Genomic DNA, 19,293 nt, shown 5'->3' with positions numbered 1-19,293 from the left:
TGATGATACGTCTGCCATCTGAATTTTTCATTTTTCGGAGGGTATATATGCATAGAGAAGATAGGTTGCCACAAAACGCAAGAGAAGGCATATTATTTATGCTCATCATTTCAATCATCTCAGTAAATACGATTGCACCAATTATTATGGGATTGGAACGTGGTTTCAGTAAAGAAAATTATATCGAAACCTTAAAGATTATTCCAATTATGTGGATCATTGTTGTTTTATTGGTGAGATTTGTTGCTGGACCTGTGGTTGGTAAAATAATGCCTAAATTCATAGGTAAAACAGATGGATTCAATGCAAGAGTTTTAATGAATACATTTTTCAATGTAACCGTTCTATCCGTCCTTTTAACCATTATCGGTACCTGGGTTGGCTCAAAACAAATCAGCTTAGAACCTTTTCAAAATTTCTTTTTGAGCTGGTTTAGGAATTTCGGTGTGGCATTTTGGATTGAATTAATAGTAGCACAGCCAATTGCCAGATTTGTAATGAAGAAAATCCATAAGAGAAAAGCGAATAGAGCAGAGACAGTTAACGTATAAGATCTGTTAGATTCTCAGAGATTGTGAGATCAATCTGCAAAATAATAAAGTTCAACCAGAACAAGACTGGTTGAACTTTTTATTTTGCTCATTATATTTTTTGTGTCGGTACTTATGTTGGGTGTTAAAAGGCTAGGATATTCACCACAATCTTGATTAGTCGCATGCTATAATAGGCCCTTGTGAAGACAATTGAATAACGAAAAAAGGATAATATGTACTAATTTGTAAGAATATTCTATACAATAGATATAGAGGCGGAATTCCGCTTTACATAATTACTATTTATATAGAGGAGAGGTGAAAAGACTCAGTGTCGAATGAGAATGAATATTTATTAGATAACGAACAAAGTGTTCCAAAAAAGAAGGTCGAAAGACATCCTGGGGAACCAACGACTGCTTTTAAAGGTGCTACCTGGGCGGCTTTATTGGTAGGGGTTGCTGCTTATCTAATAGGATTATTTAATGCTTCAATGGAATTAAACGAAAAAGGGTATTATTTCGCAGTATTAGTATTTGGACTTTATTCAGCAGTATCATTACAAAAGGCGGTTAGAGATCGAGATGAGGATATACCTGTGACAGCCATCTATTATGGAATTAGCTGGTTTGCTCTTATTGTTGCAATCGCCTTGATGGGCATCGGTCTTTATAATGCGGGAAGTATTGATTTAAGTGAGAAAGGATTTTATGGTATGTCCTTTGTATTAAGTGTATTCGCTGCCATAACTGTTCAAAAAAATATTAGGGATACACAGAAGGCTAAAGAAAAAGATTGAGTCATTTATGAAATCAAAAGCAGATACTCCTTTTTGTTTCAAGGGCTATCAGAAGTGGCCCCCAAAAGTCGGATATCAATTCTAACTTTCGGGGGTTATTTCAATTTCTATAGGAAATACACTTTCTTTGATGGAATTTAATTATGGAAAATAATTAGAAGGAGTAGAAGAATGGAAGGACTGGTAAAGAGAATTGATACCGTATTTTTAGAGGTAAGCGATTTAGACTACTCGATTAAATGGTATTCAGAAAAATTAAGATTAAATATGAGATGGAATCGAAATGGGTATGCTGCCTTCACAATAGGAGAAACCTCGTTAACCCTTGTTCAATCAACAGACGCAAAACCTGCAAAACACTACCCATTTAATTTCTTTACAACTAACATAGATGAAGTACATAAGTTCTTTATAGAAAATGAAGTAGATGCCGACGAAATAGCTGATTACCCGGATATACGAACCTTCGATTTTAAAGATCCGGATGGTCATATTCTTAACTTCTGTCAATTTAACGAATAACGACTTGATAGCAGGGTTTGTTCCCTGCTTATTTTCTATCAATATGAAAAAAGGATAGATTCTCTATCCTTTTTATCCAATAAACTGTGCCCTACGGAATTTCATATAAATGTCTCCGAACAATAGAAATTGAGTGAGGAGTGGCTTTAGCAGCCATTCTATTTCTGCAAATACACCTCAGCTCTTTTTTCTAAATAGCGCTGCAGAAGAGAAACAGCCGCACATATGCACCAATAGATCATCGCTACAAGTATGTACATCGTCATATAATCAAATTCCCGTCCTCCGACGATTTTGGCATGCTGAAATATTTCAGGGACCGTTATCATCGCTGCCAATGAAGAAGCTTTGATTAAATCCAGCAACACATTAGAGAGAGGTGGTAGCGCAATTCGGACAGCCTGCGGAAGGATAATCCCTCCCATGGTTTGCCAATAGGATAAACCCAATGATTGTGAGGATTCCCATTGTCCTTTATCGACAGAACCAAGAGCAGAACGGTTGATTTCAGCAATATAAGCTGCACTGTTAAAACTGAATCCAATAATAGCCGCTTGCATGGCAGTAAATTCAATTCCGATAATCGGAAAGCCAAAATAAAGAATAAAAATAATCACAAGAATGGGTACACCGCGCATAAAAGAGATGTACATGCTGGCTGGCCAGCGCAGCCATTTACTTTTTGAACTCCGTCCAAGAGCCAAAAAGAAACCAATGATCAATCCCAAAGCCATACTGATAAATGAAATCAAGAGGGTATTCGATAAGCCTTCAAGAACATATGGCAATGAATCGATTGCTAATTCTGGGTTAAATATATATTGCCACTGAATATCTGCCATATAAATTCCCTTTCAATCACTTATTTAACTGAGTCCAACTGAACTTCTTTTGTAACGTCTGCGCTGTCATAGAATTTTTTAGAGAGCTCAGCCATCGTTCCATCCGTTTTTATTTCTTCCAATACCTTGTTTATTTCTTTCAACAAGTCACTGTTATCCTTTTTCATCAATATGGCTTGATTGCTTGGATTGTATTTTATATTAGGATGTACGGTAATATCGAATTCTGGAAATGCGGCTACAGCTAAACGCTGGGTATAATAATCATTTAGAATAATGTCAGTTCTGCCAGTAGAAACATCTCGCAAATATTGATCATTTGTTGCATTGTCATAGATGACTTCTTCAGCTCCATGTTCACGTGCCACTTCCATATATGTAGTTGTTGCTTCTCCAGCTGCTTTTTTCCCTTTTAAACTATCAAGATCTTTAATGCCGGATAAATCTGATTTTCTAACGATGGCAGCGCCGAAGGAATATTTATAGGGTTCAGAAAAAGAAAATTTTTCTCTCCTTTCCTCAGTAGCTGTAATATCATTGACAGCGATGTCAGTTTGTCCATTGTTGATGGAGGCTAGCATTCCATCAAAGGCCATTTCAGTAAATTCAGCTTCTAGGTTTAATCGTTTAGCTACTTCACGTGTTACTTCCACATCGTATCCGGTTAATTCATTTGTTTCAGAATCATGATAGGAAGCGGGATATAAGGTTCCGGAAGTTGCAACTTTTAATTTGCCGGATTCTTTAATGGCTTCCCAGCCGGTTTTTTCCTCTTTTTTGCTTTCTTCCCCTTTGTTATTACTGCATGCAGCAGTAACCAAAGCTAGCATTGCAATTGCTAGAATTGATACAAGTCTTTTAAAGCTATTTGTGGTTATCATATTTTCACCTCGCCTACCATTATATTTGAAAAAAATGTATATGTCATTTGGGAATAAACTTGAAAGGGTATCGCGCGAAATAGAGCGTAGAAGAAATGCAAAAGGGAACAAAATTACTAATGAATGGGAGGGCACAGATGAAGGGGATAGCAGGAGTGATGCTAGTTTACTAAATTTAATAAGTTTAGTCTGGTATACAAAGCAATAAAAAAGAAATAAACGGGTGTAGTATAATGGAATGAATAAAAAAAGGTAGTGGAAATTAATCCAAAACCTTTAGCATTTCGGTGATCTTTCTTTTCGTCTCTTCCAAGTCGTATTCCTTTTCTCCAAGTGTTTCTCCATCTTCAGAATAGAAATCTGCAAAATTTTGTCCTTCATACCGCGGAACTACATGCATATGAAAATGTGTTAATTCATCAAATGCTCCACCGTTCTGACAGACTGTAATGCCATCCGGATTAAACAAAATTTTTATCACTTTTGATAGCCTCTTTGCTGCCATCATTACGGAGCTTGCCGTATTATCGTCAAATTCATTAAAGTATCGAACATGTTTTTTAGGTAAAATCAAAACGTGTCCTTCGTTATAAGGATCAATATCTAAAATACAACAAACATAATCATCTTCAAAAACTACATAAACATTTTCTTTTTTATGTGCTAAATTACAGCCTAAACAATTCATTACAGCTCCCCCTTTATTAAATTATATACGTAATTAAAAAAGTGCAGAGGGGAATTTTAGGAATGACAGAATGAAGGTATTGATAAAGGTGGGTAAGGGAGGTGGAATCTTGAAGATTACGACTAAAGTTTCCCTATATATCGGGTTATCCTTATTGCTTCTCATCGTTATTTATCTGTATGAACTTGAACGACAAATCGACTCACCTGGAATCGAAGGAACAATTATCATTAGCGAAGCCGATGCTGTATTCATTGTGCTCGATTCAAATTTTGAGAATGAGGACGTGGATTTGCCGATTGAGGAGCTGCAAGCCAAATATAAAAATGTCGGGCGTCTATCCATCCATCAAAGTGATTATAGAGGTGAACTAAAAACCGGACAAAGGGTGAAAGTATGGATGAGCCAAACAATGGAATCCTCTCCCCCTATCTTTAAAGCGATAAAACTGGAAAGATTGTAGCAGTATTTTCATTTATTACATTAAAAAAGCCCCGTGCCATAAATAGTACGGGGATAGAATCCTTTGAAGTTCTAGACTATTTTCTTTTCTTTTTCAGCTACGGGGTTTATGCGATTGATTTCAGGAGCATGGTGCTTAGATTTAATCCAGGACCAGCCAATTGCTGCCAGTAAAATAAATCCCACATAGCCCATGATTGGATACACGGTGTTTACCAATGTAGTAAAACCAGCAAAGCTAAGACCAAAACCAATTGCTCCGAATATCACAACTGAAGGATGAAAGAAGCGTCCTTGAGGAATGATTCGCACTGTGAATGCATAAAACATTCCCACGCATGTATTGTAAATCATAGCCAATAGAATAATAGATAGCAGGTTCCCGATTAAAGGTGAGATACTATTAGCTAAAAATAAAGTAGGCATTTCTACAATTTGCATATTAGCCATATCAGTCATCATACCTATATTAATCAGCAGCATGAGTACACCGAGCAGGATACCGCCCATAATTCCGCCAATAGCTGCTTGTTTTTTATTTTTAAACGTTCCGCTAATAACAGATAGCATAGAGAAACCGACAGCAACATTAAAGGATACATAAAGTAATGCGGACATGAACCAATTTGAAGCCGCTGCTTTGTCTAAATCAACATTACGCTCTATGTCTATAGGAGTGATTCCATTTTTAATTAGCGCGTATCCTGATATAAAAATCATAATAACTAATAAAAATGGTGTGATTGAGCTAATGATAGAGATGATTTTCTCTACCTTCAATAGCATGGTCAGGATGGTGATAACTGTCATAAATAGTGAACCCCAGATGGCAGAAATCCCAAACTGTTCCTCAACAATTGATCCTGCGCCTGCTATCATAATTACACCAACGCCAAATAAAAAGAACGATAAAATTATATCCAGTGCTTGACCAAGAAAACGTCCGCAAAGAACCTCGATGATTTCTTTATGTGAGGTGGCTTGCATATGGCTGCTCAGTTGAGAGAGCTGCATGGCAATAAAGGAAAATAAGACAGTTGCCAGCAAAATAGCAGGTATACTGTAAAAGCCAAAATTCGTAAAAAACTGCATGATTTCTTGGCCAGAGCCAAATCCCGCTCCAACAATGACTCCTACAAATGCACCTGCTAGGTATAAACTTTGTTTCATTTTATCAGTCCTCTTTTATGGTAGTTTGGAGGGATATCCAAAAATTAAGTATTCTGATATATTAACATATTCATTCTATTTTAACAAATTGAAGGAAATGGAATTAAGTTTTTGGGAAATCCCGTTATAGAAGAAAGGTTAGTTTGGTAAAATGAGATAAAAGACAGTATAAGGGAGGATTCCATATGACAAGAAAAGTAGATGGAGTTCCAGCAGATACAATGAAGGAAAAGATATATTCAACCATTATAGGCGGGATTATTGGGGATGCTCTTGGTGTACCGGTAGAATTTAAAGCCAGAAATGCCGGCGTTACAGATATGATCGGTTATGGAACCTATAATATGCCTCCTGGAACATGGTCTGATGATACATCACTAACGATGTGCCTGATTGAAAATTTAATTGCAGGAAAAGATGAAAATGATTTGATGAACCGCTTTGTTTCCTACCAGGATAAAGGCTACTGGACCCCATATGGTGAAATGTTCGATATCGGCATTGCAACTGCAAATGCTATTAGCCGTTATAAGCAAGGTGTACCGGCTGTTCAGTGTGGTGGGAAAACGGAATATGATAATGGCAATGGCGCACTTATGCGTATAGTGCCACTTGTATTTACATTATCGAAAGAGCCAGATTTTCAGACGAGGAAAAAGGAAATAGAGAGAATTGCGCATGTCACGCACGGCCATCCAAGATCTACCCTTGGTACAATTATTTATGTGGAATTTTTGCTGAATATGTACGATCAACATTTACCTTTAGAATCCTTGAAAATTGCACTCAATACATGCTGGGAACAGCTTGGATCAGAGAATGAGTATCAACAAGAATTTGCTTTATATGAAAGAATCTTTAGTCTAAGCTTGCTTGAAGCAGACCGCGATGATATTCGCTCGGATGGATATGTTGTTCACTCACTTGAGTCTGCTTTGTGGTGTTTCTTTAAATCTCAAACCTATGAAGATGCCGTTCTTGAAGCGGTCAATCTGGGCAATGATACTGATACGATTGCTTTTATAACGGGAACTATAGCTGGTATGTATTACGGGATGAAAAATATTCCGGAAAAATGGGTGAATGCCCTGGTCAGTCAAGATAAAATCATAGACCTCTGTGATCGCTTTTATGGCTATTGCGTGGAGAAAGCGAAATAATTTTATAGATAAAATATATGAAATCACTAAAATAGACCTGCTCAGGAAGTCTGCAAAAACGACTTTAGGACAGGTCTTTTTTAAAAGGCTTTTTTTTCGCATAGATTGTCGCTCTGAATAGAAAGAAAGAAGTACTTCTTATATAGATAAATATGTCTAAAGGTAGTGAAATCCCATTAATCTCAACCTTTCGTAAAAAGTATGACAAGAATAATTTACTTTTTATGGTATTGTAAAAAGACATATTCGGCTGAAGAGCAGGCTAATCAGATAAATTAAACTTTTAGACGGGAGAAGCTATCTTGATGGTTATCTATAATAGGCAGTAGAGTTTTCTAGGGCTTGAGACTTAACTTAAAATACTTCTATAGCTCATTTTTATTAGCTTGTTAGTAACGTATGCTTGAAAAAAAAAGTGGGTTATAGAAAGCAATGAAGATAGAGTCAAGAACGTGTAAACTGGATAGCCTAAAGACGATGCAAATATTTATAGATACCTCTTCATTAGAAATATTTATTAATGAAGGAGAAGAAACATTCACAGCCCGTTATTTCCCTAAGCTAAAAGAAAAAGAAATTCTTTTTAGTAGAGAAGGACGATTTGATTTGATGAAATGGGATCTTGCTTAAATAATTTCCTTATCATGACTTGTATAAATGCCTATTATGGCTTTTGTGCAGGTCTTTTTTTGTAAATATAAGTTTTTTCACCCATGACATTGTGTCTAGATGAGCAAAAAGTATTTATTATAAAAGGGATATATTTGCATATGACAGAAAGGGATTCTTTGAAGCTACACATTCATTCTACCTATATTAAAAAAGTACTTTACTCGCATTTACTCTATAGCAGGGTAATAGTATCCTTAGAAATAGTACACAAATTAGAGTACTAAAAATAGAGTATTGTATCAGAGCTTACAATCATTAAGAATATGTAAGGCTAAAAGAAAAGATGGAAGGAAGGTAGATTGATGAATAAGACAGAAGAAATGGTTTCCAACCAGGTTCTGGGTGTATTAAGTGGAAAGAGTAATGAAGATCCATTTTCTGTATTTGCAAAAATGCGCGAGCTTGGGCCTATCGTTTCTATTCCCAACCCTTTGGGAGAGGCAGATCGTCAAGCTTGGATGGTTGTACATATGGATGAGGCAGTCCAAATCCTTAAAAATCACAAACAATTTACTGTAGATCCTTCCTCTATTGATGGAGAAAAGGGTTTTAGAGATAAAATTTATAGCGAGGTAGATACATCAGCACCTGACACATTTTTTACCGGCAAATCAATGCTTTTTGTTGATGGTATGGACCATAGGAGATTACGGATGTTGGTCTCAAAAGCATTTACACCAAGATATATGGAAGGCTTGCGACCGCGTATTCAAGAAATTGCAGATGAATTACTTGATAAAGTTCAATCTAAGGGTGAAATGGATCTTGTAAAAGACTATGCTTACCCATTACCAATTAATGTGATTTCTGAAATGTTGGGGGTGCCATACGCAGATCGTGAAAAACTCAATATATGGTCCTCCGCGATTGCGAAGGGGATGGGCTGGGGGAGACAAGACCCTACTGTAGCAGCCCATTTACAGGAATTTGGAGAATACACCCAAAACCTGGTTGCAGAAAAGAGAGCCAATCCTTCTGATGATTTAATTAGTCAGCTTATTGCGATTGAAGCAGAAGGAGAACGTCTTGAAGAATCAGAATTAATCTCAATGATTACTTTATTAATTTTTGCTGGGCATGAAACCACCTCAAACTTAATCGCAACGGGATCGATGTTGTTGTTTGAACATCCTGAACAACTTGAAGCATTAAAAAGCGATCTAAGTTTAGTTCCATCAGCTGTAGAGGAATTATTACGTTTCAACGGTCCATCTACAAGTGTGGGTCCACGCTTTGCAAAAGAGGATGTAGAGATAGGCGGCAAAAATATTAAAAAAGGAGATATGGTTCTTGTGACGGTAAAAGCCGCGAATCGAGATGAGGAAGTATTTACTGATTCAGAAGGGTTAGACGTGAAGCGGAAAATAGATCATCACCTAGCATTTGGACATGGTGTCCACACCTGCTTAGGAGCTCCGCTTGCAAGAGTAGAGGGAGATATTGCATTTACTACCCTATTAAAACGTTTTCCTGACTTAAGACTGAATGTACCTCAGGAGGAAATTCAATGGCAATTTGCCCTTTCCTCAAAAGGAATCGATTCACTTCCTGTTGCTTTTTAGTATATATAATAGCAAAAAGCCAAGACCTTGATTTAAAAGGTTTTGGCTTTTTGGTTATAAGTATTAAATTAATGCCTTTAAGTTTTATTGTGCTGTTAAACCACCATCAATGATGAATTCACTGCCAGTTGAGTAGCTGGACTCATCAGATGCCAAGTAAAGCACTAAGTTAGAAACTTCTTCAGATTGAGCCACACGTTTAAGAGGAATGTGTTTAGCAAATGCTTCTACGGCTGCTTTTGTATCTTCTTGTACAACCATTGGTGTAGCAATGACACCTGGGTGAATAGAGTTTACACGAATACCGTAATTTGCACATTCGATTGCAGCTGCTTTTGTCATACCGCGTACTGCAAATTTAGTATCTGTATAACCGATAGCACCAGCAACGATTCCGTTCATAGACGAGATATTAACAATTGATCCACCGCCAGCTTTTTGCATGGCTGGAATAACTGCTTTCATTCCTAAGAATACAGAAAGTTGGTTAATATCCACGATACGGCGATAATCTTCCTCAGTCATGTCTAAAATAGATTTTGCCATTGTAATACCAGCGTTATTGACTAAGACATCGACTTTTCCAAATGCTTTTTCCGCTTCTTCTACAACCTTTGCCCAATCTTCAGCACTAGTAACATTTTGTTTTACAAATAAAGCGTTTTCCCCAAGTTCAGCAGCTGTAGCTTGACCTTTTTCTACATTAAGGTCTGTTAAAACTACTTTAGCGCCTTCTTCTACTAATCTACGAGCATGTGCCGCGCCCATACCTTGAGCCGCTCCAGTAATAATAGCAACTTTACCTTCCATACGTGCCATGATGGCATTCCCCCTCAGCGCCTAATATTTAGTATTAGGCATATTATCCTACACTTATAAATTACCAAATAAATGTTCCGTTTGTCCATTATTTAGGATTAAATATCATTATATTTACATAATTTATCCATTTTTGACGAATGTTAAGAAGGCACTGCTTTCATTAGAAAAAAGAAAGTAATATAGTAGAAGATTACTCTCTTTTAAGGATCGTTAATTTATAACTGAATCGAAGTATGGCTAGCTAATAGATTAATAACACAACCAAAATAACTCCCTAAAAAACTGTAGGGAGTTAATTACTGGCTATTTTAAAGAATGACATTTGTCGGATCGTCACTGAGTTGTCTATATCCGAGTATCCAATTCCAAGCATCATCCAGCTGATCGGAGTCAAAATGCTTAGCTTCAATGCCCGGTACCAAATTACTGAGCGTTGCAATCATATTGGACCAACTCTGATCTGCTACAATTGCAATCTTGTTAAATTGATTCATTCGTTTTGTATCGAATTTGATTCCTTCTGCCAGACCTTTAAGGCTGGCTCCATCAACGTTTTCAATGACAGCTAGTAAATTAAATTCCTTACCATCCAATAAATTTTCTTTTACAAAGTTATCTAATTTACGTGCATCTTCTTCAGTCGATTTCCCGTACATTTCTACTGCGATAGTAGAAGGATCCTTACTTGGTAAAAATGTTAGCATTTCTATTCCTCCTTATGCATCGTTTTATTACACAATTCCCCTGTAGAACAATGTCAAACCAATAATTTACTATTTACAGATACTTGAAAAAACCATCATAATACATATGAGCAAATTTTAGGTATTTTATACTGATAAATCAATTAGAAGGGCGGGTAACTTGGACTATATAAAGTGATATAACAATTTTTTTATCTATTCTTTAGTTTTAACGCTCGACCGTAACATGGATTCTTGGCATGGAATAGAAGCGAAAAGGTATTTAGGCCTCTAAAAATCCAAGTGGTAAAGGAAGCGTTAGTAAAACAATAGAGGTGACAGGTATATTGCCATATACCTTGGCAGGATTAACCTATAAATAACATCATAGATTGGAGATATGTACAGTGTTTATGTTTATCGGTATGGCTGGTTTTTTAGCATTTATAGTTTATTTGATTTTGTCAGTGATTTCCGGCTTACGAAAAACAGGTAAGGCAAAGAAACATCTTAAAATGGCTGCAATCATGTTTGTCGTGTTTATGGTTGGTGCAATGAACAGTTCAGATGAGCTGGAAGAAGCTCCAGTGGAAACAGAGGCAACCGTAACGGATGAAAAGCAAGAAACAGCAAAAGAAGAGCAAAAGGAAGAGATTGCTCCTTCTGCCGTAGCAGATGTAAAAAATGCCATTCAAAAAGGGATGGATTATCAGGATTATAAGCAAATAGAGCAAGATCAATTGAACGTGGAAACAGGAGAGACCTACTCAATTGGAAATGGAAATGAAGGACATGTATTAAAAGCGACAGATGGATACGTGGTAGTTGGAACGGACTATTCGAAAGTGCTGTCAGTTGAATCATTTGCGAGTAACGAAGAAGCTAAATCCTATGCAGACAGATTAGTAAAAGAAGCTGAGGCAGCTGAGTTGGCTGCAAAGGAAAAAATCTATGAAGAGTCCAAAATAAAACTAAGCGGTTCAGGTGATGAATCAACAGATATGATTAATCTGCAAGCTGGATTTGCCGTTTTTGAAGGAAACTACACTGGCGGTAGTAACTTCATTGTGAAATTGATGGATGAAGCAGGCAATAATGTAGAATTGTTAGTCAACGAGATTGGCAGCTACAAAGGAAAGACGTTTGCCATGATTAATACGACTGGTAACTATTATTTAGATATTAAGGCATCTGGTAACTGGAATTTCTCTATAAGTCAGCAAATTCCACCAGCCCCAGCTGAACTTCCAACTGAAATCAGTGGAGAAGGGGATGATGTTGTTTTTGTAAGAGCCGGCGGCGGAAACTATAAATTTACATCCACACATCAGGGATCCTCTAATTTTATCGTTCGTATTAATGAAACGGGCTTACTTGTCAATGAAATCGGAAACTATAGCGGCTCCACCCGCAATAAACTGGAAAACGGTGATTTTGCGATTGTAGTCAAAGCCGATGGAAAATGGTCAATTAAGATAGAAGAATAAAAACAGCTCAGTAGAATGATGTTTCACCCCGAAAGTTAGAGTGAACTGCACCCCCAATTGTTAAACGTGTGTCTAACAATTGGGGGGCAGTTCACTTTTGGGGTATTTTTGTTTTGAGAAGGCTCTATTCGTAAACATTGTTGTTAATGAAAAAAGAGAGATAGCATACCGCTGTCTGCTTGTGCCTCTGCAGTCGTTAGCATAATAAGGAGGTATTTAGAAGTAGTCAGGAATATCAAGTGATAGCGTGGCGAAAACATTTTTCTTCGAATAATACATGCAAATGCTGTCTTCATATTTTTGACTATCATTTGGTAGAACAACAAAACCTAATCTTTTGTAAAAGTCTATCCCAATATCACTATAAAGGAAAAAGTTATTACAGTTATCATCCTGTTCTAATTTATTTATTGTTTTATTGACCAAAGTAGTAGCATATCCGTTTTTTCTTAAATAAAAAGGAGTAACAATTGAACCAATACCTTTTACAACTTGTTTTCCAGAAAGATTTAGTTCATATACGACGAGGGAGCTTAATAATTGCTTTGTTCCTGTTGCTTCAAGAACGTACCATTTCCCCTTTTTATACTTACTAGAGTTTTCACACATAGTTATATATTCTTTAAATGGTAATTTATCTCCCCAAACATCATAGCCCATCTTATAAATTTCTATCATATCCTCTTTTGTTGCTTCCCTAATTTTTCTCAAAGTATATCTCCTTGTATTTATACGGTTTATATTTTCTTTTTGATTTTAAGGTTATTAAGACCTCTATTCTAATTGCACTAAACTGTATCTTAGCAACATAAAGAGTTCAACAGAAAGGGATATTAATCCTACTTGTAACAATGCTCTGTTAGTAGTGAATATATATATAATGACTTAGGCTTTAACTTAATAGAAGGATATGACCCTCCGAATTAAATATGATGGCATGAGAACCAAATCTAAAAGTATCATTAAAAGCCAAGTTTATCTCCCATCCTTAGATTATTTTGTTGCATTTTACTAGATAACTTATTCTCCGCCATTACTGTTTAATCCTCTGTTCAGCCATACTAACAAGCTTTATAAATACAATATGACCGTAAAATGTGAATATTTTATGTAAAATGATAAGTCTATTTTACTAGTAAAATTAAATTTAAAAGGATTTACATATTTTCATAAAATATATACATTTACATAATTTTGTATATTCTTTATAATGAAAGCGATACCAAAAGAAGGGGTGTTCTTATGAAAGCAGAAAAAGTCATCCATCAATATCAGAATTATCTTGGAAGTGGAATAAAACCTGCGAATTTTGATGAATTTTGGGATAAACAACTGGAAGAGCTTGAACGGCTTCCATTGGATTATGAATTAGAGAGAGTTGAAATTCCTTCCCGAGTCGCTGATTTTTATAATTTGTATTTTATTGGTGTTGAAGGAGCAAGGGTGAGATGCCAATATGTTTGTCCGAAACAAGTAAATGGAAAAATACCCGGAATGCTTATGTTCCATGGATATCATGGAGACAGTGGTGATTTTGGCGATAAAGTAAGCTGGGCTGCTGAAGGCTTTTCTGTCCTTGCTATGGATTGCCGCGGACAGGGCGGGCTTTCTGAGAACAACTCTAAAGTAAAAGGAACAACGATGAAGGGACTCATCATCCGCGGTGTCGAAGAAGGGCCGGAAAGTTTGTATTTCCGTTCTGTATTTCTTGATACTGTACAGGCTGCCAGAATTTTGATGTCGATGGATGAGGTCAATGAAGAGGAAATATATATTCAGGGTGCCTCACAGGGCGGAGCTCTATCATTGATTTGTGCAGCGTTGGAACCAAGAGTGAAAAAGGTTGTTGCGCAATATCCATTTTTAAGTGATTACCGTAAAGCTTTTGAATTTAATATTACTTCTTCTGCCTATGAGGAACTTCATTATTGGTTTCGTTTCCGTGATCCGATGCATGAGCGTGAAGATGAATTCTTCAACACTCTTGAATACATAGATTTGCAACACTTTGCACCGCGAATTAAGGCGGAAGTAAAATGGGCGATTGCCCTTGAGGATGATGTTTGTTATCCAGCCCAGCAATTTGCGGTCTACAATCAAATCACTTCGCCAAAGGAAATGATTATCTTTCCGGAATATGGTCACGAATATTTGCCGAAGCTTGGTGACCGCGTAAAGGGGTTCCTATTATATGAATAAATTGATTAAAGTAAATAAAAACAAGCTTGAGTTTCATCTATCAAACAGTAAAGTAAGTTATTTATTCCGCGTGATGGACCAAATCAATCAGCTGGAGCATTTATATTTTGGGAAAAGTATTCGTCATCAGGAAAACTTCGACTTTTTAATGGAAAGAGAAGTACGTCCATCGAATAATCAGTTTGAGGGTGATCATACTTCATCACTGGAACATATCAGACAAGAGTATCCTGGTTTTGGTACCTCGGATTTTCGCTACCCAGCACAGCAGGTTCGCTATCCAGCGGGTGACAGAATCAGTCGTTTTGAATATGCAGATTATCGAGTCATGGAAGGGAAACCAGTCCTTGATGGTCTGCCGGCTACATATACGGAATCTCCTGAGGAGGCAGAGACGCTCGAAATTCTGCTGAAGGATGCGTATTCTGAGCTGACATTATATATATTCTATACGATTTATAAAGATCGGCCGGTTATTGCCAGAAGTGCTAAATTTACGAATAATGGTTCTGAAGACTACGAGCTTGAAACAGCGATGAGCTTAAGCATCGATTTTTCAGATGATAATTTTGAATTGATTCACTTAAATGGTGCCTGGACCCGCGAAAATCATCTTGAAAGGAAACCGGTTATAACAGGCGTCCAATCGATTTCCAGTACACGTGGAGCAAGCAGTCATGCTCATAACCCATTTATGGCGTTGGTTCGACCCGAGACAACGGAGCATGCCGGTGAGGCATATGGCTTCAGTTTAATTTACAGCGGTAATTTTCTCGCCCAGATTGAGGTGGATACATACAAAGTAACAAGAGCGATGATGGGCATTAATCCATTCCAATTCGCATGGAAGCTGAAGCAGGGTGAAAGTTTCCAAACACCAGAAGCCGTACTGGTTTATTCTGACTCTGGTTTAAACGAAATGAGTCAGGCATTGCACGACCTTTATCGTACTCGATTGGCGAGGGGAGTTTGGAGGGATAAAGAACGTCCGATTCTTATTAACAACTGGGAAGCGACCTATTTTGATTTTAATGAAGAAAAAATTCTTGAGATTGCACGTAGTGGTGCTGAGCTTGGAATGGAGCTGTTCGTCCTTGATGACGGCTGGTTTGGTCAGCGTAATGATGATAGCTCTTCATTAGGGGATTGGTTTGTTAATAGTGCTAAATTGCCTAATGGAATGAAGGGGTTATCAGAAAAGATACACGCCTTGGGATTAAAGTTTGGTCTATGGTTTGAACCGGAAATGGTCTGCAAGGATACTAAGCTATTTAAAGAACATCCAGACTGGCTAATCCAGGTTCCTGGCAAGAGACTATCTCACGGCCGAAATCAGTTTGTCCTGGACTTTTCCCGATCTGAAGTAGTCGAAAATGTATACGAACAAATGGATGCGATTCTATCAGACTGTCAAATTGACTACATCAAATGGGATATGAACCGCTATATATCAGAGGCCTATTCCATAGCATTGCCGGCGGATCAGCAAGGAGAGGTATGGCATCGTTACATTTTAGGTGTTTACTCCTTATACGAGAGGCTGATAGCGAAGTATCCTGATATATTATTCGAATCCTGTGCAGGCGGTGGAGGACGTTTCGATCCAGGGATGCTCTACTATGCACCTCAAGGCTGGGCAAGTGATGATACAGATGCAGTTGAACGGTTAAAAATTCAATATGGAACTTCATTCGTTTATCCATTATCCAGTATTGGCAGTCATGTATCTGCTGTTCCGAATCATCAGGTGGGAAGGACAACAAGCATGGAAATGCGCGCTAATGTTGCCTTCTTCGGTACATTTGGATATGAGCTGGATATTACCCTTCTATCGGAGGAGGAAAAGGACCAGATTAAGAAGGATATTACCTTTTTCAAGCAGCATCGCGCTTTGATCCAGCAAGGGACATTTTTCCGGTTATTAAGTCCGTTTACCAACAATGAAACGGCATGGATGGTTGTTTCAAAGGATCAAACGGAGGCGATTGTTGGCTATTATGAGGTTTTATCAAAGCCAAATCGTCCATATGAACGATTAAAGCTAAAAGGATTGGCAGAGGACAAAATGTACCAAATCAATGGAGACGGGAAAAGGTTTGGCGATGATTTAATGCAAATCGGTCTTCTTTTCGGAGAAAACTTTACCGGAAAAGCGGATGAATTTTGGTCCAGAGAGAAAACGAAGGATTACAATAGCAAACTATTTTATTTGAATTCAATAAACTAACTGTTTAGGAGAGAGGCAATCATGAAAAAGTTTCCGGATAATTTTTGGTGGGGTGCAGCTACCTCTGGTCCCCAAAGTGAAGGTAGATTTAATAAAAAACATGCAAATGTATTTGATTACTGGTACGAATTGGAACCCGAGGAGTTTTACAAACAGGTTGGACCTGATACCGCCTCCAATTTCTACAATAGTTATGTAAAAGATATTCAATTAATGAAGGAAATTGGTCTCAATTCTGTCCGGACCTCAATTCAATGGACAAGATTGATTGACGATTTTGAAACAGCGACTGTCAACGAGGATGGTGTTCGCTATTATAATGATGTGATTAATGAGTTCATTAAGCAAGGAATCACGCCTGTTATGGCACTCCACCATTTTGACCTTCCGGTTGAGCTATACAAGAAGTATGGCGGATGGGAATCAAAGCATGTAGTTGACTTGTTTGCTAAGTTTGCGGGCAAATGCTTTGAGCTGTTTGGCGACCGCGTTAAGTACTGGTTTACTTTTAACGAGCCGATGGTCATTGTGGACGGCCAGTATTTATATCAATTCCATTATCCAAAGGTGGTTGATGGAAAAAAGGCAGTCCAAGTTGCGTATAACTTAAATCTGGCTTCCGCTAAAGCGATTAAGGTTTTCAGGGAGTTGGGTCTTCATAATCAGGGTGCAAAAATTGGAATCATTCTCAACCTGACTCCATCCTACCCGGCATCCAATAAGGAAGAAGACGTAAAAGCAGGGAAAATTGCGGATCTATGGCGCAATGAGATGTTCTTAAATGCGGCTATATATGGAGAATTCCCGGCACAATTGGTTGAGATTTTAACAAAAGATAAAGTGATTTGGGAATCAACGGAGGAAGAACTGGCGATTTTGAAGGCAAATACGATTGATACCCTTGGTGTTAATTTCTATCATCCGTCTCGCGTAAAGGCCCCGGATATCTCACCAAACAGTACAGCTGACTGGATGCCTGACCGCTATTATGATCATTATGATATGCCTGGCAGAAGGATGAATGTGGACAAAGGATGGGAGATCTATCCAAAGGCCTTGTATGATATTGCCATCAATATTCGTGATAATTATAAGAATATTGAATGGTTTGTTTCTGAAAACGGGATGGGTGTTTCGCGTGAGGAACGTTTCTTGAATGATGAAGGCATGATTGAGGATGATTATCGGATTGAATTTATCGAGGAGCATTTAGAATGGATCCACAAAGGAATAGAGGAAGGATCAAATTGCTATGGGTATCATCTATGGACGCCTATTGACTGCTGGTCATGGAAGAATGCATACCGCAACCGTTATGGGTTTATCTCGAATAACATCCATACCCAGGTGAAGACCATCAAGAAATCGGGTTATTGGATTAAAGAAGTTAGTGAAAATAATGGATTAAAGTAAGTGATGGATCAAGCACCTAATTTGTATAGGGTGACGAAACTGTTCTGCAAATTAGGTGTTTATTTATTATTCTCTGGGAGCAGGAAGTGAAAATCATGTCATTACTTGTTTATGATATTGGTGGTTCGGCTGTGAAATATGCGGTTTGGGATAAGGAAGAAATAGTAGATAAAGGATCATTTATCACCCCTTCTACATGGGAGGAAATGAAAACATCCTTATTACAGGTTAAACAGAAATTTGCTGATCAGTTCATGATTAAGGGTGTTGCAATCAGTTCGCCTGGAGCTGTCAATCAAAGTAGAGGAGTCGTGGAAGGAGCAAGTGCTGTGCCCTATCTTCATGACTTTGAGATTTACCCTGAGTTAACAGAGCTATTCGGATGCCCCATTTCCATGGAAAATGATGCGAATTGCGCAGCGCTTGCAGAAATTTGGAAGGGTGCAGCGAAGGGGCTGAAGGATATTATTTTTGTAGTAGTCGGCACAGGTATTGGCGGTTCCGTGATTGTCGACGGGAAGATTCATCATGGGAAACATCTTTTTGGTGGAGAATTTGGATATATGCTTCTGAACCATGATGAGACCTTCAGTACATTGGCAAGCCCGGTCAAAATGGCTGTCCGCTATGCGAAACGAATCAATCTGCCAAGCGGAAAAATTAGCGGAAAAGAAGTATTTGAACTGGCGGAGCAGGGTGATAATATAGCAATAGAGGAAACAGAAAAGTTCTATTATAGCCTGGCACAAGGAATCTATAACCTGCAGTACAGCTATGACCCTGAAAAAATCATTATTGGCGGGGGAGTCTCAGCTAAACCAGATTTGATTCCGCAATTACAACGTAAATTTAAGGAAATCTTAGATAAGGTTCAAATTGCAAAAATGGTTCCGGACATTGCTATTTGCCAGTTTGAAAATGATGCCAACCTTATTGGAGCAGTATACAATTATCATTTAAATCACGGCGAAAGCAAATAACAAACAAATCCTGCATCTATACCATGCAGGATTTTTATTTGGCCCGTTTATATAGGCTATTGCGAAGGGTGAGTAGAGGAGAGGTGTTTTTTTGGTCTCATTTGTTTATTCATGTCCATCTGATTGTTTAAGTGAAATGCTTCGTAAACTCGTTCAAGTATACTTGATGACCTCAATGTAGTGCCTATGGT

Annotated in this window: 19 protein-coding genes; 12 read left to right on the top strand and 7 right to left on the bottom strand. The window is 37.7% G+C overall.

Features of this window, described 5'->3' with window-relative positions; all coding sequences use genetic code 11:
• The first annotated feature begins 47 nt into the window (after positions 1-47).
• The 3 genes from FHY47_RS07525 to FHY47_RS07515 all read left to right on the top strand — a co-directional run bounded on the left by FHY47_RS07525 (position 48) and on the right by FHY47_RS07515 (position 1,854).
• A complete protein-coding gene (locus FHY47_RS07525; protein ID WP_066104627.1) occupies positions 48-551 on the top strand; it encodes a DUF2798 domain-containing protein in 504 nt (167 codons plus the stop codon).
• 313 nt (positions 552-864) lie between these two features.
• Positions 865-1,332, top strand: coding sequence for an inner membrane protein YiaA (gene yiaA / locus FHY47_RS07520; RefSeq protein ID WP_066104623.1), 468 nt, complete (start codon positions 865-867; stop codon positions 1,330-1,332).
• Positions 1,333-1,503: 171 nt separating this feature from the next.
• Positions 1,504-1,854 carry a VOC family protein gene (locus FHY47_RS07515; protein ID WP_066104619.1) on the top strand — a complete coding sequence of 117 codons (351 nt, stop codon included), beginning with the start codon at positions 1,504-1,506 and terminating at the stop codon, positions 1,852-1,854.
• Between the two features lie 158 nt (positions 1,855-2,012).
• Here FHY47_RS07515 and FHY47_RS07510 read toward each other — a convergent pair whose 3' ends face one another.
• The 3 genes from FHY47_RS07510 to FHY47_RS07500 all read right to left on the bottom strand — a co-directional run bounded on the left by FHY47_RS07510 (position 2,013) and on the right by FHY47_RS07500 (position 4,265).
• Entirely contained in the window at positions 2,013-2,696 is a 684-nt protein-coding gene (locus tag FHY47_RS07510) for an amino acid ABC transporter permease (protein ID WP_066104616.1), read from the bottom strand.
• A gap of 20 nt (positions 2,697-2,716) precedes the next feature.
• Positions 2,717-3,577, bottom strand: coding sequence for a transporter substrate-binding domain-containing protein (locus FHY47_RS07505; protein ID WP_148630050.1), 861 nt, complete (start codon positions 3,575-3,577; stop codon positions 2,717-2,719).
• 262 nt (positions 3,578-3,839) lie between these two features.
• Positions 3,840-4,265 carry an HIT family protein gene (locus FHY47_RS07500; protein WP_066104612.1) on the bottom strand — a complete coding sequence of 142 codons (426 nt, stop codon included), beginning with the start codon at positions 4,263-4,265 and terminating at the stop codon, positions 3,840-3,842.
• Between the two features lie 109 nt (positions 4,266-4,374).
• On the opposite strand from FHY47_RS07500, the gene FHY47_RS07495 reads away from it, so the two are divergent.
• Positions 4,375-4,728, top strand: coding sequence for a DUF3221 domain-containing protein (locus FHY47_RS07495; protein WP_187393454.1), 354 nt, complete (start codon positions 4,375-4,377; stop codon positions 4,726-4,728).
• 71 nt (positions 4,729-4,799) lie between these two features.
• On the opposite strand, the gene FHY47_RS07490 is transcribed toward FHY47_RS07495, so the two are convergent.
• On the bottom strand, positions 4,800-5,897 hold the full coding sequence (locus FHY47_RS07490; protein WP_066104608.1) for a YkvI family membrane protein: 1,098 nt from the start codon (positions 5,895-5,897) through the stop codon (positions 4,800-4,802).
• 185 nt (positions 5,898-6,082) lie between these two features.
• Between FHY47_RS07490 and FHY47_RS07485 the strand changes: the two genes are divergently transcribed.
• The 3 genes from FHY47_RS07485 (at position 6,083) to FHY47_RS07475 (ending at position 9,291) form a co-directional block, all read left to right on the top strand.
• Entirely contained in the window at positions 6,083-7,057 is a 975-nt protein-coding gene (locus tag FHY47_RS07485) for an ADP-ribosylglycohydrolase family protein (RefSeq protein WP_262365982.1), read from the top strand.
• A gap of 432 nt (positions 7,058-7,489) precedes the next feature.
• Positions 7,490-7,687 (top strand): GH32 C-terminal domain-containing protein, encoded by a 198-nt coding sequence (locus FHY47_RS07480; protein ID WP_139892411.1) that lies wholly within the window; start codon positions 7,490-7,492, stop codon positions 7,685-7,687.
• Positions 7,688-8,031: 344 nt separating this feature from the next.
• Positions 8,032-9,291 carry a cytochrome P450 family protein gene (locus tag FHY47_RS07475; protein ID WP_066104602.1) on the top strand — a complete coding sequence of 420 codons (1,260 nt, stop codon included), beginning with the start codon at positions 8,032-8,034 and terminating at the stop codon, positions 9,289-9,291.
• Between the two features lie 84 nt (positions 9,292-9,375).
• Here the strand turns inward: FHY47_RS07475 and FHY47_RS07470 are convergent, their stop codons facing one another.
• Both FHY47_RS07470 and FHY47_RS07465 read right to left on the bottom strand, forming a co-directional pair.
• Positions 9,376-10,110 carry a glucose 1-dehydrogenase gene (locus tag FHY47_RS07470; protein WP_066104599.1) on the bottom strand — a complete coding sequence of 245 codons (735 nt, stop codon included), beginning with the start codon at positions 10,108-10,110 and terminating at the stop codon, positions 9,376-9,378.
• Between the two features lie 311 nt (positions 10,111-10,421).
• A complete protein-coding gene (locus FHY47_RS07465) occupies positions 10,422-10,817 on the bottom strand; it encodes a SpoIIAA family protein (RefSeq protein WP_066104589.1) in 396 nt (131 codons plus the stop codon).
• A gap of 386 nt (positions 10,818-11,203) precedes the next feature.
• Between FHY47_RS07465 and FHY47_RS07460 the strand changes: the two genes are divergently transcribed.
• Positions 11,204-12,283, top strand: a complete 1,080-nt coding sequence (locus tag FHY47_RS07460; protein WP_187393453.1) for a hypothetical protein — start codon at positions 11,204-11,206, stop codon at positions 12,281-12,283.
• 216 nt (positions 12,284-12,499) lie between these two features.
• Here FHY47_RS07460 and FHY47_RS07455 read toward each other — a convergent pair whose 3' ends face one another.
• The gene (locus tag FHY47_RS07455; protein WP_077248051.1) at positions 12,500-12,994 is read right to left on the bottom strand and encodes a GNAT family N-acetyltransferase; all 495 of its coding nucleotides are present in this window, start codon (positions 12,992-12,994) and stop codon (positions 12,500-12,502) included.
• Positions 12,995-13,525: 531 nt separating this feature from the next.
• Between FHY47_RS07455 and FHY47_RS07445 the strand changes: the two genes are divergently transcribed.
• From FHY47_RS07445 to FHY47_RS07430, 4 genes are all read left to right on the top strand, one after another.
• The gene (locus FHY47_RS07445; RefSeq protein ID WP_066104581.1) at positions 13,526-14,482 is read left to right on the top strand and encodes an acetylxylan esterase; all 957 of its coding nucleotides are present in this window, start codon (positions 13,526-13,528) and stop codon (positions 14,480-14,482) included.
• The gene (locus FHY47_RS07440; RefSeq protein ID WP_148630043.1) at positions 14,475-16,709 is read left to right on the top strand and encodes an alpha-galactosidase; all 2,235 of its coding nucleotides are present in this window, start codon (positions 14,475-14,477) and stop codon (positions 16,707-16,709) included. The genes FHY47_RS07445 and FHY47_RS07440 overlap by 8 nt, the downstream gene beginning before the upstream one ends.
• A 21-nt stretch (positions 16,710-16,730) precedes the next feature.
• A complete protein-coding gene (locus FHY47_RS07435; protein WP_066104572.1) occupies positions 16,731-18,122 on the top strand; it encodes a glycoside hydrolase family 1 protein in 1,392 nt (463 codons plus the stop codon).
• Between the two features lie 95 nt (positions 18,123-18,217).
• Entirely contained in the window at positions 18,218-19,102 is an 885-nt protein-coding gene (locus tag FHY47_RS07430) for an ROK family protein (protein ID WP_148630041.1), read from the top strand.
• Positions 19,103-19,293 lie beyond the last annotated feature (191 nt).

Source organism: Bacillus sp. E214, from assembly GCF_008087365.1.
Classification (GTDB): domain Bacteria; phylum Bacillota; class Bacilli; order Bacillales; family Pradoshiaceae; genus Pradoshia.
This window is presented reverse-complemented; position numbering and strand designations above follow the sequence as displayed.